A 20487-nucleotide genomic window follows, 5' to 3' on the forward strand; every position below is an offset into this window, starting at 1 on the left:
ATGGCAAAGCCCGAATTCGAGTTCACCCCCACCGCATCGGTGGACTTCGCACCCTGCAACCCGCACATTGAGGGCTTGTCCGAGGCTATCCTTGCCCGGGATTCAGACAATGACAGCGTCACGCGCATCCTCAAGTTCGAGCCCGGCACGGATACCTCCCCCAATGGCGTGCTGACCCACGATTTCTGGGAAGAGGTCTTCATCTTCGAGGGCTCGTTCGTTGACCAGCGCCTCGGTAAGACCTTCAAAGCCGGCGACTGGGCCACCCGCCCGCCCGGCATGGAACACGGGCCGTGGGTTTCCGAAACCGGTGCCAAGATGTTCGAGGTCCGGTACTACGCCGATCCGGTACAAGCCGAGCGGAGCAACTGACATGAGCCTCGCACCGCTCTTCACTGTTCCCGATGCCATGGGAATGCGCCGCGCAATGGGCCGCTTCCTCACGGGTGTCGCCGTGGTCACCACCAAGCACGAGGGTGAGCTGTATGGGATGACCATCAGCTCGTTGACCTCCATCAGCCTGGAACCGCCCATCCTTATGATCTCGCTGAACTTCGGTACCCGGACCGGTGAGGCGTTGATCGAGAGTGGCAAGTTCGCCGTCTCGATCCTTGGGGCCAAGCAGGAGTCAATGGCCCGACGCTTTGCGGTGCGTGGCGGCGACCGTTTCAGCGATGGCGAATTCGACATGACCGAGAATGGACTTCCTGTCATCAAGGGAGCCCTCGCCCAGGCGGACTGCACCGTTGTGCAGCAGTACGACGTCGGAGATCACCAGGTCTTCTTCGGCCAGGTCACCACATGCCGGGACCGCGACGGCGACGTTCTCGCGTTCAAGGCGGGCCGCTTCGGTTCGTTCTCCGACTTCGGCCACGCGGAGATCCCCTGGATGTTCTGACCCCCTCTTAAAGCAACGCGGGGTCACTTACGGCCCATAAATCCCCTCGGGATGGGCCGTAAGTGACCCCGCGATGCTTCTATGTCTTGTCACGCGGTCGGAGGGCAACATCCGCATCAAAGCCGTGCACACCCCGGAGCACCTTTCCTTCCTGGTCACCGACGGCGCGTTCGGCGACCAGCCCGGCTACCAGCTCTCCGGTTGTTCTCCGGCGATCTGGGCCGGCCGGACCTGCTGGACGAAGCAGCCGGCGGCGTGGGCACCCGCTTTGAGGGGGCAAATCAGCTCTTTTGCCAGCCTGCGGGATAACTTCCTGACACTGCCAGACTACGTTCAGGTCCACCCAGCGCACGGCGCCAGCAGCGACTGCGGCAAGGAACTCGGGGCCATCCCGTCCCCACGGTGGGCTACGAACGCCTGTACGCCTGGTGGGGCCCCTACCTGGGAGCCAACGACGAGCAAGACTTCATCGACGAACTCCTCGACGGCCAGTCCGACGCCCACGCCTACTTCGGCCGCATGAAACGCGAAAACCGTGAAGGCCCGGCCAGGGTGAGCGCATCCCGCTGCCCAAACTCTCCACCGGGACCGTCTCCGCGGCCCTCACCGCCGCCTCCGGCGCAGTTGTAGCCGTCCGGATGCGCAGCAATGACGATCTGCGGGAAACGTCGATGCCCTAGACTCCGCCCCACACCGAGGCCGAGCCAGAGTGGCCGGTCACAACGGCTTCGTAAATCAGGAACAGCCCAGCAAGGGCCCCGAGAACGGACGTGGCGGGGACAGCCCAGCGGGCGGCCAGCAGGCGGCCGGCTCTGCGGAGCGGCAGCCAGCGGCTCACGACAAAGGGAAACGCGGCAAGAATCTGCGCGGCGGCCACGATCAGGAAGATCACTGTGACATACCGGAAGAAACTGCCTTGCTCTGCGTGCTCCCGGACGAGATCCGAGGCGGGCTTGGTCTTCTCCAGCTGCTCACCGGCTTCCGCGGTGAGGATGGACAGCGGCACCAAGGCAAGGGCCAGGATACCAAGCGGCCAAGCTAAGTAAGCCCTGCTGCGGCGGCCGAGCGCGAAGACCACCGCCATCAGACCCGCCAGCGGCGCGAGGACAACTACTCCGTGGACCAAGAGAATGTGGGCTGGAAGGCCAGCGATTTCCACCATGCAAAGCTCCTCAGGACTGGGACACCGGATCAGGCGTGCTGGTCTCAGGCTATCCCTGTGGTGCCCAGCAGCAGGCCAACGGCATAGGTGAAGGCCATGGCAAGGGCGCCCCCGATGACCAGGCGCAGGGTGGCCTTCCGTTTCGAGCTGCCGCCGATCCTGGCGCTGACCGTGCCGGTAATGACCAACGCCACCACCACGGCCACGAACGTCGACGGGACCCGGATCTCGGCCGGCGGGAGGAGGATGGCCAGCAGCGGCAGCACCGCGCCGACGGTGAAGGCGATCGCCGAGGCGAAGGCCGCATGCCAGGCATTGACCACCTCTGCCTCGTCGATCTTCAGTTCAGCCTCCAAGTGCGCGCCCAGGGCATCATGCTCGGTGAGTTCGCGGGCCACCGTCCGCACGGTGGCTTCGGTGAGGCCCTTGGTCTGGTAGATGGCCGCAAGTTCCTCAAGCTCGCCGGCGGGATCATCACGGAGTTCCTGTCGTTCCTTCTCGATCAAGGCCCGCTGGCTATCGCTCTGGCTGCTGACCGAGACGTATTCGCCAAGGGCCATGGAAACGGCACCGCCCACAACGGCGGCTGTGCCCGCCACCAAGATGGGTGTGACATCGTTGGTCACCCCGGCGACGCCGACAACCGTGGCCGCCACGGACACGATGCCGTCGTTGGCTCCAAGTACGCCCGCGCGCAGCCAGTTCAGGCGCGCTGAGATGTTGTCGTCGTGCGGTTCGTTCGGGTGCTGCTTCAGCAACTCAGTCATAGTGAAAAGTAAAACATCGGCGTCCAGGCCCGGCTATGCCGGAATACGCCCCTGCCGGGACCCAAGACCGCCCCACCCCACTCCAGTTGAGCGCCCCAGCAGGCTTCTCGAAGCGACAAATAGCGTAGCTAGAAAGCCGCCATTTACAGCCACAAGTGCCACCCGACACCGATCCGTTTGGGCTTCTCGGAGGCGAACGTAATGTCTTGAAAAGCTCTAGATTTACAAGACATCAACGAGCGTGTGATGCCGCTGCGAATTGCCCTCTCCTGAAACCTGGCGCTGGCTTCCAATTCTTCGGGCCGGAATACCCTAAGCAACAGCTGCCCGCCGTGTTGTTCTTGATGGCATGGGAAGAAATCAGGTGGCCCTGCGGGCGGTTAAAGCCTTTCATACTCTGGCTTGGTTCAGTATCGAGGCCTGCATGGTCTATCTTCTATATGCGGGATTCCGCGGGAAGACCGACAGGCGAGCCGCCACTGCCGCTGCAGTTGTAGCTGGGGAAACGCTCATCTTCGTGGGCAATGGCTTCCATTGCCCCCTGACCCCCTTGGCGCGACGGCTCGGTGACCCGACCGGCTCCGTCACAGACATCTACCTGCCACGCTGGTTCGCGCATAACCTCCCTGCCATTCACGTTCCTTTACTCGTCCTGGCCATAGTTCTGCACCGGCGGAATTTCAGGAAGCAGCACCGTAAATCCTAGGGTCCCTGGTGCCGAGTTCAGAATGGTCCCTCATCGCAAAGCCCCGCCACCCCTGTGAATCCGTGAGGTGGGCGGGGACTTTGGACTCTGTCGCCGTTTCACTCCTGTGCCTTGTCAGGCCCAAAGCAGCCCGGATTTTCGTCGGCGTCTTCTTCATCATCATGGCCGTGGGCGTCAACGCCGCGCTAAGTATCGCCGCCCCGGAGCAGTTCGTGAAACTCGGTACGGACAGCCCACTGACTCCTCTCTACCGCTGGTTCTTCGAAAATGTTGTCGCTCCAACACCCCAACTCATTGGGATCCTCGCTGCGGCTGGCGAGAGCGCGCTGGGGCTGCTCATTCTCAGCGGGGGCAGACGGGCGAGACTCGGGCTGCTCGGCGCGATCATTTTCCTGATCTTTATCACGCCTCTGGGAATCTGGACGCTGCCCAATCCGGTGCTGGCAAGTGGTCTGGCGTGGCTGCTGACAAAGGAGCACCCGAGGAACCTGTTGAGCGTATTCCGTTCACCACGGCCCAGGACAGCTACCGAGGGAACACTGACATGACATCACAAAATAGGCTCACCATCGCCCTTGAGGATGTGGGAGGCACCTCCTGGTGGGCGAGCATTCTAAGCACCCTCGGCTCCCAATACGGAAACACCCAGCAGCGGTTTGTGGGTCAAGTCGACGGAAAGACCCTTTACAAGAGCCCCACATTTCCTGTAGCACGATCGGTCAATCCCCCTCCGCCAGAGGAAGCATGGGCTCCGGGGATGACGGCAGCACTTGCCGAATTGAGGCGGGACCTAGCCAGAGACGGCTGGGTACAAGTCTCTGAGGATGGGGATCCCCCGTTGCCGGTGTATGAGCGCAAGTGAACCTTCCCCTGTTAGCAGTGGGCGGTGTCTCCGGACTCCTCGCAAACGGGACTACTCTCGGCGCGGCGTCAGCTCCCACACGTTGCCGAGGCCGCCATTCTGCCTTTGGGCTTGCCGTGGGCGCGGTGACGGGAGCTTAGTCCCTAGGACCACGCGGCCTCGACGAAGACGCTGAAAAGTAGGAAGTGAGGTGGTCCCTTGCGTAAGCGATCATCACCAGTGTGTTCCTCGGCCGTATTCTCGTCCGTGTCGCTGGCTTAGTCCTCCTCGCGGCAGTGTTCGTGATCGCGGCGTGGGGTGATCGCAGAGTTGTTCGCCTGGACAGGTGCCAACGGCCCACAGACACCCCTTATCGCCATCTGTACTCCGGCCTACCCTGGCGGCAGGGAAAATCCCTGCCGGGGTGGTCGGGAACTTCTCACACTCGATTTGTAGGTTGGTACCGGCGTCGTTGATGGCGAAGGTGCGGGCGTGAGAGTCCACGCCGATGACGAACGGGCGGGTCTGCGCAACGATAGTCAACGCGGCCACCCTCCTGCTTTCGAACGGACAGGACAGGCCGCAGCACGACCGGCACTGGACTTGGGAAGAGTCACTTCGAGGCAAAGCTATGATGAGCCACAACCTCCAGAGGCTGGGCAAGCCTCTGATCAAGCCACCGACGTGGTAAAGATCAGCACCGGCCGCTCTACCCAGCACGGACAAATCGGGGAAAACACGCCCACGATGGGGCAATTGTTTTTTCGAGTCACGCGCCAAGCAGAACGACCGGCATCAACACCGCCAGCTAGTCCCAGACCAGCCACTGCAAGACTCACAGTTGTTTTTTAGCGGGCGTGTGCTACTTCGAGGTGCCCTGTGAAACCGAGCCTTGCAGCTGGCGCTGGAAGATAACGTAGACGATCAGGACCGGAACCACCGTGACAGTGACCGCTGCGAAGAGTGCCCCGAAGTCCACGGCGTACCCCATCTGGCCGGCGAAGGCAGCGAGGCCCTGCGAGAGAACGCGCGGCCCGGCAGCGTTGATGGATACAGGGATGAGGAACTGGTTCCACAGGCCCAGGAAGTTGAAGATGGCAACCGAGGCGAGGCCCGGCTTGGCCATCGGCAGCATGACCTGGAAGAACGTGCGCCACTCCCCTGCGCCGTCGAGTGCTGCTGCTTCAGTGATTTCGTGCGGCAGCGACTTGAAGAAGGAGAACAGGAAGAACACTGTGAACGGCAGCGCGAAGCCCACGTACACGATGATCAGGCCCGGCAGGGTGTTCAGCAGTCCGATGTTCTTCAGCACGAAGAACAGCGGGACCATGGCGAGGAAGATGGGGAACGTCAGGCCGGCCAGCATGAGGTAGTAGATCGCCCGGCTACCCGGGAACGTGTACCTCGCCAGGACGTAGGCGCACATGGCACCGAGCACCATGACGATCACCAGCGCCGAACCCACCACAACCACCGAGTTCAGGAAGTAGCTCCCGATCCCGGCCTCACTCCAGGCCTTCACATAGTTATCGAACCGCCACTGCGAGGGCAGGGCGAATGGGGAGGCGAAGATCTCGCTGGATGTTTTGAAGGAGGACATGAACGTCCACAACAACGGCAGGATCACGATGAGCGACCAAATGGTCAGCGCAGTGTGTGAAACGGCGCCCACGAGTTTGTCCCCGGGCGTAGTGGCGGGCTTGCGCGGCTGGAAGTGCAGCGACTTCATTTCAGGGGTTGAGACTTTTGTTGTCATTAGATGCTCACGTCCTTGTCGCCACCAGTGAGCCGGTTAATCACGAACACCAGGCCTGAGAAGATCAGGGTGGCCACAGCCAGGACAACGCCCATGGCGCTGGCCAGTCCGAATTGCCCCTTGCTGAAAGCTGTGAAGAACAACTGCTGTGCCATCACGAGCGTCGAGTTGTCCGGACCACCGCCGGAGTTCAGTGCCGCCATGTAGACGAACGCGTCGAGCGCCAGGATGCCCATATAGATGTAGGCGGTCTGGATGTTATCCCTGATAAGCGGGATGGTAATGGACACGGCAGTACGGAGCCTTCCCGCGCCGTCGATCCTTGCGGCCTCGAACAACTCAGCAGGAATGCCTTTGATACCGGCCACGAAAAGGACCATGTAGAAGCCAACGAAACCCCAGACAATCACGAACATGGTGGCGGTCATGGCCGTGTTCTTATCGCCCAGCCACGCGAAGTCCTTGAACTGGTCAAGGCCCATGCCGGTCAGGATCCCGTTGAGCAGGCCACCGGATGGATCATAGATCTGGCCCCACATGATGCCGATCGCGATGGCAGGAATGGTGTACGGGAAGAACGAGACAACACGGTAGAAGCTGGAATTGCGCAGGCCCTTGATCTGGCCCTTGCTGCTCCCGCCAACGGTCACCATGGTGGCGAGCACCAGGCTCAGAATGATGGTGACGATCGGCAGCACGATGACCAGGAGGATGTTGTTCCCCATCGCCTTCATGAAGATGTCGTCCGAGAAGATCCTGGCGTAGTTATCAAAGCCGATGAAGTTCTGTGTGGGCGAAAAACCCGACCAGTCCGTCAAGGAATACCCGAAGGCCTGGATGAACGGCCAGATCACGAACAAGAGATAGATCGCCAGCGGCAGGCCAAGGAACACCGCGAAGAAGCTGACCTTGTCCCAGGTCAGCGGCTTGCGCCGGCGCCTCACCACAACCGGTGGGGCCATGGCCGGAACGACGGCGGCCAGGCCGTCGTCGTTCCGGCTCTGCTTGGTTTTCACTACGGTCACTTCACTTCAATCTTCTTGACCGAGCTGTCGTTGCGGACCTTGTCGGTGATGTTCTGGAGGGCGGAGGTCAGCGTCGCAACGTCCGACTTGCCATCGAGGAAGGTGTTCCAGACGACGAGCTGGTCCTTGTTGGTGCCATAAAGGTCGATGAAGTTCCAGGTGTAGATGTTCTCGCCTGCATCGCTGAGCAGCTTTGTCTGCGAGACCAACGCCGTGGAGCCGAAGCCATCGGCCGGGACGGTGTCCTTGACGATGGTGGGAGCAAGCTTGGTCTTGGCGAAGTTGGTGGCAGCTTCCTTGGAGAGCATGACGCGGAGCAATTCCTTGCCGCCGGCAACGTTCTTGCCCTGGGAGGGAACCACGTAAGGCTCGCCGGCTGCACTGTGCAGCGAGGCGTACGGCTTCTTGGGGCTCGCACTCACTGAGGGCACCGGCGCACCCGTCATCTTGAAGTCCGCCTTGGTCTGGTCCTTCATCTCGTTTTCGATCCACGAACCGGACGGGTAGAACACTGCCTCTTGGGCATTGCTCCACTGGGCCTGCGCTGCCGTGAACTGGGTGCCAGAACCGCCGGGCTTGAAGTAGCCCGCCTTGATGATCTTGTCCATGGCCGTGAAGACGGACTGGATAGCCGGGTGCGACCAGCAGTCTGCCTTGAGGTTCTCCAAGGCCAACCGGACGTCGTCGCCACCTTCCTTGATAGCGGAAGCGATCGCCATTTCCTGGTAATACGTGGCAGCTTCCTTGCCCCAGAGGAACAGGTACTTGCCCTTGGCCTTGGCCTGCTCACCCAGTGCGTACATTTCGTCCCAGGTCTTGGGAACGGTCCAGCCGTTTTCCTTGAGCAGGGAGTCCGAGTACCACATGGCGTAGACAGTGAGCACATAGTTCAGGGCCGCCAGCTTGCCCTCGAAGGTCCCTGGAGCGAGCACGCCGGTGTACAGGGTGTCCTTGATGACCTTGCCTTCGAGGTTCTTGGCCTCCACCACGCTGGTGAGGTCCTCGAGCTGCGCCAGGATAGTGCTGAAGCCAATGGCCTTTGCACCGGAGTTGTCGATCAGGTCCGGCGGGTTGCCGCCGACGAAACGCGGCTGGAGCTCCTGCGCGATGTCCGTGGACGGGGCAATCTTGGCGGTGGACCCCGAGTGGGCCTTTTCGAAGGCCTTGCCGGCGAACTCGACGTAGTCGATGCCGTAGCCACCCTTGAAGATCACGGCATCGACGGTGGACTTATCCGCCATGCCGAAAGGGTTGGTGTCAGAGACGGCGCCCGTGGGCCCGGCGCTGGTGCCGCCACCACCTGCTGCACAGGACGCAATGGATCCCCCCATGGGGACGAGCACCGCAGCTGCGAGTGCCCCGCGGAGGAATCCGCGACGGCCAAGGGACTGGTGCTGAACGTTCATTTTCGTAACCCTCCAGTGACTCGTAATGTCGACTGTTGCGGCAGGCGCCGGAAAGTCGGACAGTCTGGGTTGGCCACTCTGCAGTGCCAACCTTCGTGTGACATACTTCACCACGAATGATCGAAAATCAATATTTCTCGGCAGTTTCGATCAACATTTGTCAAAGCGTGATCTTTCTACGGACCTTCCGCGAGGGCCTTTCCGCACTCGGTAATCGCTTCCCGGGCAAGCACCCTTTGCCGCTCAGTTCCCAGTCGTTCCGCCCATTGTTCGGCTAATTGGAACTCCACCAAGGCCTCGGTGAAGCGCCCGTTACCGTGCAGAAACCAACCAAGGCTTGTGTGCAAAACAATCATCCATCGCTTGGTTCGCTCATGATGGGCCGTGGAGGCATACTCGAGGCCGCTCCGCATCCAGGCGTCGGCATTGGCGGTATCCGCAATCGACAGCATATGCAGCGCGTCCACCGCCAGGAACTCCTCACCGAGGTGGTCAGCCAACTCGGCAGCCTGCTCGAGGAGTGGCACTGCCATCGCGGCGTGCCCGCCGGCGTTCAAAACCCGCCCACGCTCCAGGAGCACGCGCACGCCCACTGTGGGTTCGTCGCCGTCGATTCCGTCAAGGAGTGCATCGGCTTCCTCGAGCCGACCCTGCAAACCGATGGCCCGCCCAAGCTGGGTTGTAAGCTCCGCCCGCTCATCGGCGTCGTAGATTTCCTCCAGCATGGCTGCACGAAACCTGGCTTCGGACGCTGCCGGATCGCCAAAGTTCCATAAGTGGTCCAAAGTTCCCTGATCCAGCATCAACCCGCTCCTGACCAGCTTCAGCTGCGCCCGTTGGCTTGCATTATCAATGTAGCCCCATGTCAGCGGCGTGGGGAGAGGGTGGGGGCCGTGTCAGGCCCGGGGCATTCCGGCTTTAGAGACCAGGACGGTTGACGAGGCGCGCCCAGCCGAGCTGTTCCTGTTGCTTCCGGCTTAGCGTAGCCACCACCAGATCATAGGAGTCCTCCACCATGTCCCGGATCATGTCGTCGGGAAGGGCTCCATCCAGCCGGACGCCGTTCCAGTGGGTCTTGTTCATATGCCAGGCGCCTGTGATCTCGGGATGCGCTGCCCGGAGTTGCTCGGCCAACGCGGGCTCGCACTTCAGGCTCACCGACCAATTGTCAGGATCCATGGCTGAAAGCGCGAACATCTTGGCCTCGTGCCGCGCTCCACCAGCGACGGCGGCCCGCACCTTGAACACGGACGTTTCCGGTCCGAAGGGGAAGTCTTCAAAGGCCCCGGGAAAGCCCAGGCAGATCCGGCGGAGCTGGGAAACGTCCATGGAGAGAGCCTACCCGGGCAGCCCTACGCCACGCCTAGGAAATCCTCCAGCAGCACCACTTCCAGGCCCGCGGCCAACTGCGCAGCACGGAACGCAGCGAGGTCCGCGGCGAACTCGGCACGGAAATGCATCAGCACGATGTCGCCGGGACGCAGGGAGTTACCCACCTGGTAGTCCATCTTTCCGGCGTTCGCCTTGGCTTCCCACGTGATGATCGCCTTCATTCCGGCAGCCGCAACCGCCTGGCGCATGACGTTGGAATAGGCTCCGCCCGGGGGGCGGAACAGCGTGGGACGCCGGCCATAATGCTGAAAGGCGTAGTCCTGCATGCCCACGATGTCGTTCAGCTGCTGCTGATACCCCCACTGCCGGACCATGTTGATGTTGTGCGTGACGGTGTGGTTCTCCACGAGGCTGCCTTGCGCCTTGAACGCGTTGAAGAATGCGGGGTTGTCGGCGATGGTGTCCCTGGTCAGGAACAGGGAAGCCGGGTAGTCGTAGTCAGTCATGAGCTTGACCGATTCCGGGGTCTTAATATTTCCGTCGTCGATCGTCAGGAACACTACTGGGTGCTTGGTTTCGATCTTGGTGATCACTGGCGCAAGGCCGCCAACGATCGGCGGCAGCTGGTAATCGGGGATGAACGTCCGCCGGATCCGCTTCGTGGCGGTGGGCGTTGGGGTTGGCGCTGCACTGTACGACGGCGGCACCTCGCCACCGACGGACAGCGCACCGTTCGGGCCCGGCACCTCGGGCGAGGCAGACGCGGAAGCAGGCGACAGCTCCGGCGTCGTGGTTTCAGGTGCTGTGCTTTCGGGTGCAGCGCAGGCACTCAAACCGGCAACAAGCGAAGCCCCGAATACCCCCAAGACGGCCCGCCTGGCTGGTGTGGAAATGGGCACCGCTGAATGGTCGCCACACATGGCCGTCCCCCAAGGCTAAAAGAATGAGTCAGCTGCAGATTAGCAAAGGAATCGACTTGGCGATTACAGGCCGTAATGCCAGCCTTCACGCGCCGGGCACGAATTGACCACGACGTCCAGACCTGCATCCCTGGCGCGCTGGACGGCGTCGTCGTCAAAGACGCCCAGCTGCAGCCACACAGCCTTGGCGCCGATCGCGATTGCCTGATCAATAACTGCGCCCACCCGCTGGGAGTTAACGAAGCAGTCAACGACGTCAATGGGGTGTTTCTCCGCAGGAATATCCGCGAGCGACTTGTATCCCTTTTCGCCATGGACATCCTCGCCCTTGAGGTTCACGGGGATGATCTCCATGCCCATGCGATCGCGAACGTACAAGGAGACGTCGTATGCGGAGCGCCACTCATTGTTGCTAAGCCCGACGATTGCCCAGCATCCTTTTGTTCGCATCAATCGTTCCACCACGGCCGGATCGTTGACATGCATCATGAAGCTAGCTTAGTGTCCCGCGCCTTTCAGCCGCTGCTTCAGCTTGTCGACGAAGGACTGGGACTGTTCGTGAGCCGGCTTCCCGCCCAGCGATCGGAAAGCCTGGCTTGGTTTATTACCGTCGGCGGGCGCGGGCGTAGCCGGCGCGGCGGTTGGTTCGACGGCCTCGAGGAGACTCGCCTGCCCAAGCACCGCCTCGTAAAGCTTTGCCTCAAGCTTTATCTCCCGAGGTTCTGCTTCTGCAGGTTTCGTCTGGGCGGTTCGAGGTAGCTCGCCGGCGACGCTTGAAGCTGGGACGTTTGCGACGGCGTCCGCTTGCGCCCCAGGCCCTGGCTGCGCTCCAGGCCCTGGCTGCACTCCGGGCGCTGGCTGGACTCCATGCTCTGGCTGAACAGGCGTCTGGCCTGACGGTACGGCAGCGTCGGAAGTCCCCGGAATTCGCGGCACCGCGGGTGATTCGGTGGCTGGCGGGAGGGCGGCGGGATCCACTGGGGGCGCTGGTTCGGTGCTGACCTTCGGAGCATCAGGCGTAGGCAGTGCTGGCGCTGCGGCCGAAGGTTGCGGAGCGAAATTGCCCAGCAGTTCATCGACGAACGTAGGCGTACGGGTGAATCCGGAACTGGCAGCGGCCACACCACTTACGCCGAGTCCCATAGCCGCAACCACGGCTACGCTCACCACAGCCGTCCGGTGCTTGTGTCGCCAACGGCGCTTGCTGACTTCATCGTGCGGTCCGGCGAGCATCGCGGCCAGCGCCGCATTCGGGGCGGGTGCTGGGAGGTTCGCGAAGGAACGCATGGAGAGCAGGGCCTGCCGGAGGTCGGGCGCGTCAGTGGGCCCGGCGTCGAGCATGAGCTCGTCGACGATATCTTCGCGTTCCATATCCCTGTATGTCATGAGGACACGTATTCCTTTACTACCGAATGCTCACGGAGCGTCATCAAAGCCCTGCGCTGCAGTTGCTTTACCGCGCCGGCGGATTTCCCCATGATGTCGGCCACCTGCTCCACGGTCAGGCCTGCCACGATCCGGAGGGCCAGGACCTCCCGTTGATCGTCCCCGAGGTAATCAAGGAGCTTCATGACGTCGCGGGGAGCCAGGAGGCCCATTGCCTCGGATTCGGCAGAACCCGCTTGGCGGGGATCGCGCTCCGGTGCGAACTCGTGGTGTTCCGGGGCCCTGCTTTGCTTCCGATGCTCATCCACCATGCGGGCGTGGGCCACGGAAAAAACAAAGGTCCGCAATCCGCCCGCACCGCCTCGGATGTCATCCAAACGGGACAGGACAGCAAGGAACACGTCCTGTGTAATGGCCTCGGGATCTGAGACGCCTTTAGCCGTCAGGTAGCCGAGAACCGGTCCGGCGTACGCCTGGTAGACGGCGCTGAACAGTTCCGCGTTATTGCCCTTGAGCGCATGGAGCGCTTCGTCGGTCAATGCGTCGGTCACAGTTAAGAGACTTTCGATCGGCGGCAGGTCCGGGGCTTGGAGCCAGGTCATCCGCCTTTGCTCGACGGGCAACCCACCAAGGCTATCTGCTCAACCGGGCCACCCCAAGGATGGCTCATCATGTCTCTCAAAATCTCATTAAGAAAGAGAAGAACCGAGCTGGAACATGATGGGGGACAAATTCCAGCTCGGCCCTTTCAAAGACGTAATCGTCGGGGTACGCCAAAGGGTTACGCGAGGTACGAACTTTTTTTGAATCATTTCCTGTGGGACCAGTTCGGGCCCGCCGTCAGGCTATGGCCATCAAACCATTGACAGATACAAAACGTTTTGCATACAGTGATCCAAGGCACATACAAAACGTTTTGCAAAGGTGAGTCAATGACGACCAAGGTCAACATCAAGGACGTAGCGAAGGCAGCTGGAGTTTCCGTCACCACGGTTTCCCATGCCCTGAGCGAGACGCACCGCTCCCGTGTCAACGCTGAAACGGTGGCCCATGTGCAGTCCGTGGCAGATGGGCTGGGCTATGCGCCCAATCGACTGGCCAGCGGGTTGCGGAACCAGCGGTCCCAGATCCTGGGACTGGTGAGCGACGAGATCGTCACCACCCCCTTCGCAGGGGCGATGCTTCAAGGGGCTCAGGATGCGGCCTCGGAGCTCGGCTATCTGCTCATGGTAGTCAACTCCGGTCTGGACAATGAATTGGAAAGGCGCGAAATCCGGGCACTCAAGCAGCACCAAGTGGATGGCATCATCTACGCCCGGATGTACAACCACTCCGTCTCGATCCCTGAAGAACTCCGGGGAAGTCCCATCATCCTGCTCGATGCCACCTGCGATGATCCGTCGGTGTCCTCCGTAGTCCCTGACGAAGTCGGCGCCGGTGTAGCAGGCGCGGAATTGCTGATTGCCGCCGGCCACCGCCGCATCGGCATGATCAACAACCACGACGATATCCCGGCCGCCCAAGGGCGCTTGGAGGGGTTCCTCGCGGCGCTGAGCCGCCACGGTTTGTCCTGCCACCCTGATCATTACGTGGCCACGTCGCCCAGTACCGAGGATGCCAGAAACGGCGCCTTGAAGGTGCTGTCGCTCCCTGAGCGGCCCACCGCACTGTTCTGTTTCCGTGACCAGATGGCCATGGGCGCCTACCAAGCCGCCGCTCATCTTGGCCTCAGTGTTCCCAAGGACGTCTCAATAGTGGGCGTTGATAACTTGGACATCGTCGCGGACGGACTCTGGCCAGGCCTGTCAACCATCGCGCTCCCCCATTACGAGATGGGGCGGTGGGCCGTCCGAAAGCTCCTCGAAGAAGTGGAGAACTCCCAGGCGCCCCGTCTGCAGGAAAGGATCTCCTGCCCACCGGTTATCAGGGCCTCTGTTGCCCATCCCGGGCACTGAATCCAGCTTTCGGTCTCTCCCCTTCCCCAAACTTCAACCCAGCCCATAACCCCGTGGGTCCATGGGCTATCCCCTCATGGAAAGAAATTCTATGAAAACCTCAAAGGAAATACCGTGAGCCGCACCATCACAGCTCGCCGGAAATCGACTCCCAAGCCCACCGCAGCCAATCCACGAAAACCAGTCGCGACACGTTTGAAAAGGGTTCTCCGGGCTTGGCAGTTATACGTGCTATTGACTCCTGCTTTGGTCTACATTCTGATCTTCAAATACTGGCCCATGTATGGGGTCCAGATTGCCTTCCGGAACTACAACCCTGTGGACGGTTTCACCGGCAGTCCTTGGGTGGGCCTTCAGCACTTCGTCCGGTTTGTGAACTCCTACCAATTCGGCCAGGTCCTTGGCAACACGCTCTGGATCGCCGTCCTTGGCTTGCTGGTGGCTTTTCCGATTCCGATCATTCTGGCGCTGCTCGTCAACCAGCTCCAGAGTGAACGGTTCAAGAAATTCACCCAAACTGTCCTGTACTCCCCTGCTTTCATCTCCACCGTGGTGGTGGTGGGCATCATGTTTGTCCTGCTTTCACCCAGATCGGGCTTGGTTAACAACGCGATCCAACTCGCCGGTGGGGAGCCCGTGTTCTTCATGGGCTCAGCAGAGTGGTTCCGGCCTATCTATGTCATTTCGGACGTGTGGCAGAACGCCGGTTTCGCCATGATCGTGTATCTGGCTGCCTTGGCCGGTATCGACCCGGCCCTGCACGACGCTGCCAAAGTGGACGGCGCCAACAAACTCCAGCGCGTCCGGCACATTGACCTGCCGGGGATCATGCCCGTTATCACGGTCCTGTTCATCCTGGCGATCGGCAACCTGCTCAACGTTGGTTTCGAAAAGGCCCTGCTCATGCAAACAAACCTGAACTTGTCCACATCGGAAATTATCCAGACGTACGTCTACCATGCTGGCCTGCAGCAAGCCCAGTTCAGCTACTCGGCAGCCATCGGGCTGTTCAATTCCATCCTCAACCTTGCACTCCTCCTGACCTTCAACTGGGTGGCGCGCAAGGCCAACCAAGCAACCCTCTGGTGATCCGGCTATGACTATAAAAACCGCCTCCGAACCCCAACGCACGCTGCCCGCCTCGCAGACCGTCGCCAAACGCACCTTCTCACTGCGTGACAAATGGGCCGACTCCGCGTTCAACATCATTGCCATCACCGTTCTCCTGCTCTCGATCGCGGCAGTGGTCTACCCTCTGTACTTCATCGTGATTGCTTCGGTCAGCGATCCGAATGCCGTCTACGAAGGAAAAGTCTGGCTGTTTCCCTCGGGCGTTACGCTGGAGGGCTACCAACGCATCTTCGCTGACAGCCGCATCTGGAATGGCCTTGGCAACACTGTGATCTACACCGTGCTTGGCACGGCAGTCAGCGTGACCACCATCCTGTTCGGTGCCTACGCCCTTTCCCGCAAAGACATGCCCGGACGGAAGCTGCTCATGCTTCTGTTCGTCATCACCATGTTTTTCGACGGAGGCCTCATCACCAAGTACCTGGTAGTCCGGGACCTGGGCATGCTGAACACGATCTGGGCCGTCGTGCTGCCGGGCGCGGTCGGAGTCTGGAACCTGATTATCGCGCGGTCATTCTTCGAGCACACCATCCCGAACGAGCTTAGGGAAGCAGCCCAAATGGACGGGGCCAACGACTTCAAGTTCTTCTTCAAAATGGTCCTGCCCCTGTCCAAGCCCTTGATCATGCTGATGATCATGGTCCATGTCGTGGCGCACTGGAATTCCTTCTTCGATGCCCTGATCTTCCTCAACGACGACTCCAAATACCCTCTGCAGCTGGTGCTGCGGAACATCCTCATCCAATCGGATGTCTCCTCTACCGGCACCACCGGTGGCGACATCGAGTCCTACGCCGCAGCACAGCGGATCGCCGAACTCACCAAGTACGCCATGATCGTCGTCTCCAGCCTCCCGCTCATGATCGCCCTTCCCTTCATGCAGAAGCACTTCACCAAAGGCACCCTGATTGGTGCCGTCAAGTAGCACCGGCTATTCCCAACCCCAACCTAGAAAAGGAAAGACCATGGCACACCGCCGCAAACTCGCCGTCCTCGGCGCCCTGATGGCCGGAACGTTGACGTTCACTGCCTGCTCGGGCAACAGCCAGGACAGCACCCCAGACATCAAGGACGCCTCCGCAGATTTCGGATTCCAGGAAACCGGTCTTCCGATCGTGAAAGACAAACTCACGCTGACCTTCTCGGGTACCAAATCCGCCCTGGCCCCCGACTACAACACAATGTCCCTGGTGCAGCAATGGGAAAAGGACACCAACGTCCATGTTCAATGGGAGAACCTGCCCGAAGCAGTCTTCAAGGAAAAGAAGAACCTGATCCTCGCCAGCGGGGACCTGCCCGACGCCTTCTTCAACTCCGGTCTGACCGATTCCGAAATCGCCACTTACTCGGCAAGCGGCACACTCATACCGCTTGAAGGACTCATCGAGAAGAACGCACCCAATCTCTCCAAGCTCCTCGCAGACCGGCCCGACATCAAAGCCGCGATCACCTCTTCCGACGGCCATATCTACTCCCTGCCCTCCATCGAGGAACTCGGACTGGTGCAATTCCCCAACGAGATCGCGATCAACACCTCATGGCTGGCCAAACTGGGCATCCCGATGCCCAAGACCATCGACGAATTCCACGACGCCCTCCTCGCGTTCAAGAAACGCGATGCTTCCGGGACGGGGAAGACCATCCCGCTCAGCTTCATGCCCGGTTCCTGGTGCGGAGACATTGTTGACCTGATCGCCGCCCTCGGTGAGGTTCCGGACAACATGGACCACCGCATCGTCCAGGACGGCAAGGTCATCTACACCGCCACGCAGGAAGGCTACAAGAAAGCCATCCAGACGCTGCACGAGTGGTACCAGGAAGGACTGATCGACCCCGAGTCGTTCTCCCAGGACGACAAGGCATACCTGGCCAAGGGCAAAGCCAGTACTGAAAACCTCGGATCCTTCGTCTGGTGGGAAGTCAAGGAAATGGTTGGCGCGGACCGTGCCGGCAATTACTCACTCGTTCCCGTGCTCGAAGGTGTCAACGGCAAGCACCTCGCCAGCCAATCCAACAACCAGGAGATCGCCCGCGGCGCGTTCGCAATCACCCGGGCCAACAAGTATCCGGCAGCCACAATGCGCTGGGCCGACCATCTCTACGACCCCGTACAGTCTGCCCAGGCCAACTGGGGCCCCATCGGAGAGACACTGCAGAAGGACGCCGCCACCGGCCTGCTGACCCAGATCCCCGCACCGGCAGGCACCAGCGAAGGTGAACGCCGCCAAAAAGTCGCCCCCGGCGGACCGAAGGCCAACACGGCAGAGAACTTCAAGAACGTGGTGGCCCCGGAGCCCCGGGCAGCCGAACGGCAAAAGACCGTTGAGGACAACTACAAACCCTACGCTGCCAACGACGGCTACCCGCCCGTGGCCTTGTCCAACGAGGAACTGCAGCAGATCAGCACCGTAGAGGCCGACGCCGCCTCGCTGGTGAAACAAAACACCGCCAAATGGATCGTCTCCGGCGGCATCGAGACCGAATGGGACGGCTACGTCTCCCAGCTGAAGAACATCGGACTCGACAAAATGATCGAGGTCTACCAGCAGGCCTACGACCGCTATAAGAGCAACTCCTAACCCTCCACGGCCGGGCAGGACAAGCCTGCCCGGCCGCTGGTTGACTTCTTCCGCAGCATAAGAAAAGAGACCTTCATCCATGACCGCCGTATCCGCCCCGACACGTGAAGCCTTCCGACCGGCAATGCACTACGCCAGCAAAGACACGTGGCTGAACGATCCCAACGGGCTGATCTTCCACGACGGCACCTATCACCTCTACTACCAGAACAACCCCTTCGGGAATGTCTGGGGAAACATGTCATGGGGCCACGCCACCTCAACCGATCTTCTCGACTGGACCGAGCAGCCAGTGGCCATTGCCTGCGACGAGGTCGAGGACATTTTCTCCGGAAGCATCGTCCACGACGCCGGGAACACGAGCGGATTCGGCACCGAATACACGTCCCCGCTCGTAGCGGTTTACACCAGCGCCTACAAAGGCTCCTCCCAGCACGCCGGCATCCAGGCACAGTCCCTCGCATTCAGCACCGATGGCGGCTACACGTGGACCAAACATGACGGAAACCCCGTGCTGAACCGCAACTCACCCGAATTCCGTGACCCCAAAGTGTTCCGCTACAACAGCCCGGATGAAGCCTACTGGGTCATGGTCGCCGTCGAAGCTCAGGACCACACCGTGGTCCTGTACCGTTCCCATGACCTGAAGACCTGGGACTACCTGAGCAGTTTCGGACCGGCCAACGCGACCGGTGGCGTGTGGGAATGCCCTGACCTGTTCCCGCTGCCCTTGGACGGCAACGAGGACCAACTCAAATGGGTCCTCACGGTCAACCTCAACCCCGGCGGCCCCAACAGCGGTTCCTCGGGACAGTACTTCGTTGGCCACTTCGACGGCGTGACCTTCACTTCCGAAACCACCGTCACAGACGGGATGCAGGACCCCTTGCGACTTTCCGAGTACCAATGGCTGGACTGGGGCAGGGACTACTATGCAGCCGTGTCATTCAATGACGCGCCCGACGGACGCCGGCTCATGATCGCCTGGATGAACAATTGGCAATACGGCAGCGCCATCCCCACCTCGCCCTGGCGTAGCCCGATGTCCCTGGTCCGCGAAGTCTCCCTTGTGACCGTCAACGGACAACCGCGCCTCAGTCAAGTGGCCGTGTGGGAGAAGGAAGGGTCTCCAACCAGCACCGTTGCCTATGAAGAGCTCGACGTCGACGGCATCCTCCCCCTTGATGGCGGCGCTGCAGTGCAACTCATCGACGTGAAGTTTGTCCCTGGCTCCGCCGAGGAATTTGGGCTCATCGTCCGAGGCAACGGCGCCAAGGGAACAAGAATAGGGATCAGGCCCGGCGATGGTCTTATCCATGTGGACAGAACCGCCTCCGGCAACACCGCCTTCCACGAGTCCTTTGCATCAATGGACACCGCTCCCTTGCAGTCCGAAGACGGAACCTATTCACTGCGCATCTTCGTTGACCACTGCTCAGTCGAAGTGTTCGCCCAGGACGGCCAAGTCACCCTCACCGAGCTGATCTTTCCGGCCCCCGACAGTGTGAGTGTATCGGCGTACGCCACAGGGGGTTCAGCGACAGTTCCTTCGTTAGAGCTCACGTCGTTGGCCTGACAGCGGGCATTGCGGAGTTCTGTAGCTGACGCGCCGGCAGGAGTAGGCTGAAAAAACCAACCCTGAGTTCCAAAGGAGAGATGATGACGCTTCCTCCGACTCACGAACCTGAGCCGTTCCCGCCGGAACCGGGACCGGTCCAGCCACCACCGGATCCCACTACCCCGTTCCCGCCCAGCCCTATTCCGAGTCCAAATCCGACGCCCGGGCCGCTCCCGGTTCCGGATCCTGGTCCCGTTCCACCACATCCAGACCCCACACATCAGCCGGATCAGCCGCCAAGTTAGGCTGGTTTTGGATTAACGAGTACGACGGCGGCCGTCACCTACCAAGGTGAAGGTCGCCGTCGTCGCCGGTTCCGCTCCGCTAGCCGACCGCCCTCTTGATCAGCTCGACGATCCTTGATTCAAGCTCCGGGGTGAGCTCAGTCAGGGCATACGATGTTGGCCACATGCTGCCGTCATCGAGCATTGCGCTCTCTTCGAAGCCGAGAGTGGCATACCTGCTCTTGAACTTGTCTGCGCTCTTGAAGAAGACTATGTTCTTTCCGTCTTTGGCATACGCCGGCATTCCGTACCAGGTCTTCGGTGACAGCTCCGGCGCGTGCTCCCGGACCAGCGCGTGGAGTCGCTGCGCAATGGCCTTGTCTGCCGGCGGCATCTCGGCGATCTTTTCCAGGACATCGCTCTCGCCGTCGGCTTTGGAAGCCTTCTTGGTCTTTTTGAGCTCTTGCGAGCGCTCCTTCATCGCGGCACGTTCGTCCTCGCTGAATCCGTCGTAGGACTTGGTAGTTCCGGTCTCCGTCATGGCAGGCCCCTCTCGCTGCTGGAAATCGTTCGGATATTTCAACGATAGGTCCGGGCCAAGCGCCGGGCTTCTTCAAAACTGCTCGACTTCTTCAAGACTGCTCAGACGCATCCAAGCAGCTCAAGGGAGCACGACGTTTTCGATCGGATCGACGCGCAAATCCCTTGATCTTTTCCTGAGCGAGTGTTGATGGATTGCAGGAGTGGTTCTTGATCCGGGCCCGGCACAGTGTTTCTTGTC

Annotated in this window: 23 protein-coding genes and 1 pseudogene; 12 read left to right on the plus strand and 12 right to left on the minus strand. The window is 60.8% G+C overall.

Annotation, left to right across the window (positions count from 1 at the left end; all coding sequences use genetic code 11):
* The 3 genes and pseudogenes from ACFX4T_RS19535 to ACFX4T_RS19545 form a co-directional block, all read left to right on the plus strand.
* The gene (locus ACFX4T_RS19535) at positions 1 to 372 is read left to right on the plus strand and encodes a cupin domain-containing protein (RefSeq protein WP_377653479.1); all 372 of its coding nucleotides are present in this window, start codon (positions 1 to 3) and stop codon (positions 370 to 372) included.
* 1 nt (position 373) lies between these two features.
* The gene (locus ACFX4T_RS19540; RefSeq protein WP_377653481.1) at positions 374 to 898 is read left to right on the plus strand and encodes a flavin reductase family protein; all 525 of its coding nucleotides are present in this window, start codon (positions 374 to 376) and stop codon (positions 896 to 898) included.
* 103 nt (positions 899 to 1001) lie between these two features.
* A pseudogene (locus ACFX4T_RS19545) lies at positions 1002 to 1563 on the plus strand (MBL fold metallo-hydrolase); the annotation flags it as partial.
* A gap of 11 nt (positions 1564 to 1574) precedes the next feature.
* Here ACFX4T_RS19545 and ACFX4T_RS19550 read toward each other — a convergent pair.
* Positions 1575 to 2060, minus strand: coding sequence for a hypothetical protein (locus ACFX4T_RS19550; RefSeq protein ID WP_216921998.1), 486 nt, complete (start codon positions 2058 to 2060; stop codon positions 1575 to 1577).
* Positions 2061 to 2104: 44 nt separating this feature from the next.
* Positions 2105 to 2827 carry a VIT family protein gene (locus tag ACFX4T_RS19555; protein ID WP_377653483.1) on the minus strand — a complete coding sequence of 241 codons (723 nt, stop codon included), beginning with the start codon at positions 2825 to 2827 and terminating at the stop codon, positions 2105 to 2107.
* Positions 2828 to 3251: 424 nt separating this feature from the next.
* On the opposite strand from ACFX4T_RS19555, the gene ACFX4T_RS19560 reads away from it, so the two are divergent.
* The 3 genes from ACFX4T_RS19560 (at position 3252) to ACFX4T_RS19570 (ending at position 4395) form a co-directional block, all read left to right on the plus strand.
* The gene (locus ACFX4T_RS19560; RefSeq protein WP_377653485.1) at positions 3252 to 3533 is read left to right on the plus strand and encodes a hypothetical protein; all 282 of its coding nucleotides are present in this window, start codon (positions 3252 to 3254) and stop codon (positions 3531 to 3533) included.
* A gap of 80 nt (positions 3534 to 3613) precedes the next feature.
* A complete protein-coding gene (locus tag ACFX4T_RS19565; RefSeq protein ID WP_254186018.1) occupies positions 3614 to 4081 on the plus strand; it encodes a hypothetical protein in 468 nt (155 codons plus the stop codon).
* A complete protein-coding gene (locus tag ACFX4T_RS19570; RefSeq protein ID WP_377653487.1) occupies positions 4078 to 4395 on the plus strand; it encodes a hypothetical protein in 318 nt (105 codons plus the stop codon). The genes ACFX4T_RS19565 and ACFX4T_RS19570 overlap by 4 nt, the downstream gene beginning before the upstream one ends.
* An 841-nt stretch (positions 4396 to 5236) precedes the next feature.
* Here the strand turns inward: ACFX4T_RS19570 and ACFX4T_RS19575 are convergent.
* From ACFX4T_RS19575 to ACFX4T_RS19600, 6 genes are all read right to left on the minus strand, one after another.
* Complete coding sequence (locus tag ACFX4T_RS19575) at positions 5237 to 6130, minus strand: carbohydrate ABC transporter permease (RefSeq protein ID WP_216922004.1); 894 nt, start codon at positions 6128 to 6130, stop codon at positions 5237 to 5239.
* Positions 6130 to 7155 (minus strand): carbohydrate ABC transporter permease, encoded by a 1026-nt coding sequence (locus ACFX4T_RS19580; protein ID WP_223947838.1) that lies wholly within the window; start codon positions 7153 to 7155, stop codon positions 6130 to 6132. Before ACFX4T_RS19580 ends, ACFX4T_RS19575 begins: the two co-directional genes overlap by 1 nt.
* Positions 7152 to 8561: an N-acetylglucosamine/diacetylchitobiose ABC transporter substrate-binding protein gene (gene ngcE / locus ACFX4T_RS19585; protein ID WP_216922006.1), complete on the minus strand. Its 1410-nt coding sequence runs from the start codon at positions 8559 to 8561 to the stop codon at positions 7152 to 7154. The genes ACFX4T_RS19580 and ngcE overlap by 4 nt, the downstream gene beginning before the upstream one ends.
* 176 nt (positions 8562 to 8737) lie before the next feature.
* Entirely contained in the window at positions 8738 to 9364 is a 627-nt protein-coding gene (locus tag ACFX4T_RS19590; protein WP_377653489.1) for a hypothetical protein, read from the minus strand.
* A gap of 115 nt (positions 9365 to 9479) precedes the next feature.
* Positions 9480 to 9890, minus strand: a complete 411-nt coding sequence (locus ACFX4T_RS19595) for an MmcQ/YjbR family DNA-binding protein (protein WP_223947836.1) — start codon at positions 9888 to 9890, stop codon at positions 9480 to 9482.
* Between the two features lie 23 nt (positions 9891 to 9913).
* Positions 9914 to 10486, minus strand: coding sequence for a polysaccharide deacetylase family protein (locus ACFX4T_RS19600; RefSeq protein WP_223947835.1), 573 nt, complete (start codon positions 10484 to 10486; stop codon positions 9914 to 9916).
* A gap of 43 nt (positions 10487 to 10529) precedes the next feature.
* Here ACFX4T_RS19600 and ACFX4T_RS19605 point away from each other — a divergent pair, with 43 nt between their 5' ends.
* Positions 10530 to 10832 carry a hypothetical protein gene (locus ACFX4T_RS19605; RefSeq protein WP_223947834.1) on the plus strand — a complete coding sequence of 101 codons (303 nt, stop codon included), beginning with the start codon at positions 10530 to 10532 and terminating at the stop codon, positions 10830 to 10832.
* Positions 10833 to 10876: 44 nt separating this feature from the next.
* On the opposite strand, the gene ACFX4T_RS19610 is transcribed toward ACFX4T_RS19605, so the two are convergent.
* Genes ACFX4T_RS19610 through ACFX4T_RS19620 form a run of 3 tightly spaced genes read right to left on the minus strand, consistent with a single transcriptional unit; the run spans position 10877 to position 12750 of the window.
* A complete protein-coding gene (locus ACFX4T_RS19610; RefSeq protein ID WP_216922015.1) occupies positions 10877 to 11302 on the minus strand; it encodes a CoA-binding protein in 426 nt (141 codons plus the stop codon).
* A gap of 9 nt (positions 11303 to 11311) precedes the next feature.
* Positions 11312 to 12199: a hypothetical protein gene (locus ACFX4T_RS19615; protein ID WP_377653492.1), complete on the minus strand. Its 888-nt coding sequence runs from the start codon at positions 12197 to 12199 to the stop codon at positions 11312 to 11314.
* The gene (locus ACFX4T_RS19620; RefSeq protein WP_377653504.1) at positions 12196 to 12750 is read right to left on the minus strand and encodes an RNA polymerase sigma factor; all 555 of its coding nucleotides are present in this window, start codon (positions 12748 to 12750) and stop codon (positions 12196 to 12198) included. The genes ACFX4T_RS19615 and ACFX4T_RS19620 overlap by 4 nt, the downstream gene beginning before the upstream one ends.
* A gap of 381 nt (positions 12751 to 13131) precedes the next feature.
* On the opposite strand from ACFX4T_RS19620, the gene ACFX4T_RS19625 reads away from it, so the two are divergent.
* From ACFX4T_RS19625 to ACFX4T_RS19645, 5 genes are all read left to right on the plus strand, one after another.
* Entirely contained in the window at positions 13132 to 14154 is a 1023-nt protein-coding gene (locus ACFX4T_RS19625) for a LacI family DNA-binding transcriptional regulator (protein ID WP_377653494.1), read from the plus strand.
* 114 nt (positions 14155 to 14268) lie between these two features.
* A complete protein-coding gene (locus tag ACFX4T_RS19630; RefSeq protein ID WP_223947831.1) occupies positions 14269 to 15243 on the plus strand; it encodes a sugar ABC transporter permease in 975 nt (324 codons plus the stop codon).
* A 7-nt stretch (positions 15244 to 15250) separates the two neighbouring features.
* On the plus strand, positions 15251 to 16210 hold the full coding sequence (locus ACFX4T_RS19635; RefSeq protein WP_216922026.1) for a carbohydrate ABC transporter permease: 960 nt from the start codon (positions 15251 to 15253) through the stop codon (positions 16208 to 16210).
* A 40-nt stretch (positions 16211 to 16250) separates the two neighbouring features.
* Positions 16251 to 17864 carry an ABC transporter substrate-binding protein gene (locus ACFX4T_RS19640; protein WP_223947830.1) on the plus strand — a complete coding sequence of 538 codons (1614 nt, stop codon included), beginning with the start codon at positions 16251 to 16253 and terminating at the stop codon, positions 17862 to 17864.
* A gap of 79 nt (positions 17865 to 17943) precedes the next feature.
* Complete coding sequence (locus ACFX4T_RS19645; protein WP_377653497.1) at positions 17944 to 19440, plus strand: glycoside hydrolase family 32 protein; 1497 nt, start codon at positions 17944 to 17946, stop codon at positions 19438 to 19440.
* A 366-nt stretch (positions 19441 to 19806) separates the two neighbouring features.
* On the opposite strand, the gene ACFX4T_RS19650 is transcribed toward ACFX4T_RS19645, so the two are convergent.
* Positions 19807 to 20247, minus strand: a complete 441-nt coding sequence (locus ACFX4T_RS19650; protein WP_377653499.1) for an iron chaperone — start codon at positions 20245 to 20247, stop codon at positions 19807 to 19809.
* Positions 20248 to 20487 lie beyond the last annotated feature (240 nt).

Origin of the sequence: Paenarthrobacter sp. YIM B13468 (assembly GCF_042788025.1) — a bacterium.
GTDB lineage: Bacteria > Actinomycetota > Actinomycetes > Actinomycetales > Micrococcaceae > Arthrobacter > Arthrobacter aromaticivorans.

Excerpts from the sequence above, each read along its gene's own strand:
- ACFX4T_RS19535 (WP_377653479.1), top strand. The coding sequence starts at position 1 with ATGGCAAAGCCCGAATTCGAGTTCACCCCCACCGCATCGGTGGACTTC.
- ACFX4T_RS19555 (WP_377653483.1), bottom strand. The coding sequence starts at position 2,827 with ATGACTGAGTTGCTGAAGCAGCACCCGAACGAACCGCACGACGACAAC.
- ACFX4T_RS19605 (WP_223947834.1), top strand. The coding sequence starts at position 10,530 with ATGAACGTCCGCCGGATCCGCTTCGTGGCGGTGGGCGTTGGGGTTGGC.
- ACFX4T_RS19560 (WP_377653485.1), top strand. The coding sequence starts at position 3,252 with ATGGTCTATCTTCTATATGCGGGATTCCGCGGGAAGACCGACAGGCGA.
- ACFX4T_RS19650 (WP_377653499.1), bottom strand. The coding sequence starts at position 20,247 with ATGACGGAGACCGGAACTACCAAGTCCTACGACGGATTCAGCGAGGAC.
- ACFX4T_RS19640 (WP_223947830.1), top strand. The coding sequence starts at position 16,251 with ATGGCACACCGCCGCAAACTCGCCGTCCTCGGCGCCCTGATGGCCGGA.
- ACFX4T_RS19610 (WP_216922015.1), bottom strand. The coding sequence starts at position 11,302 with ATGATGCATGTCAACGATCCGGCCGTGGTGGAACGATTGATGCGAACA.
- ACFX4T_RS19635 (WP_216922026.1), top strand. The coding sequence starts at position 15,251 with ATGACTATAAAAACCGCCTCCGAACCCCAACGCACGCTGCCCGCCTCG.
- ACFX4T_RS19575 (WP_216922004.1), bottom strand. The coding sequence starts at position 6,130 with ATGACAACAAAAGTCTCAACCCCTGAAATGAAGTCGCTGCACTTCCAG.
- ACFX4T_RS19570 (WP_377653487.1), top strand. The coding sequence starts at position 4,078 with ATGACATCACAAAATAGGCTCACCATCGCCCTTGAGGATGTGGGAGGC.
- ACFX4T_RS19625 (WP_377653494.1), top strand. The coding sequence starts at position 13,132 with ATGACGACCAAGGTCAACATCAAGGACGTAGCGAAGGCAGCTGGAGTT.
- ngcE (WP_216922006.1), bottom strand. The coding sequence starts at position 8,561 with ATGAACGTTCAGCACCAGTCCCTTGGCCGTCGCGGATTCCTCCGCGGG.
- ACFX4T_RS19595 (WP_223947836.1), bottom strand. The coding sequence starts at position 9,890 with ATGGACGTTTCCCAGCTCCGCCGGATCTGCCTGGGCTTTCCCGGGGCC.
- ACFX4T_RS19615 (WP_377653492.1), bottom strand. The coding sequence starts at position 12,199 with ATGACATACAGGGATATGGAACGCGAAGATATCGTCGACGAGCTCATG.
- ACFX4T_RS19645 (WP_377653497.1), top strand. The coding sequence starts at position 17,944 with ATGACCGCCGTATCCGCCCCGACACGTGAAGCCTTCCGACCGGCAATG.
- ACFX4T_RS19590 (WP_377653489.1), bottom strand. The coding sequence starts at position 9,364 with ATGCTGGATCAGGGAACTTTGGACCACTTATGGAACTTTGGCGATCCG.
- ACFX4T_RS19540 (WP_377653481.1), top strand. The coding sequence starts at position 374 with ATGAGCCTCGCACCGCTCTTCACTGTTCCCGATGCCATGGGAATGCGC.
- ACFX4T_RS19550 (WP_216921998.1), bottom strand. The coding sequence starts at position 2,060 with ATGGTGGAAATCGCTGGCCTTCCAGCCCACATTCTCTTGGTCCACGGA.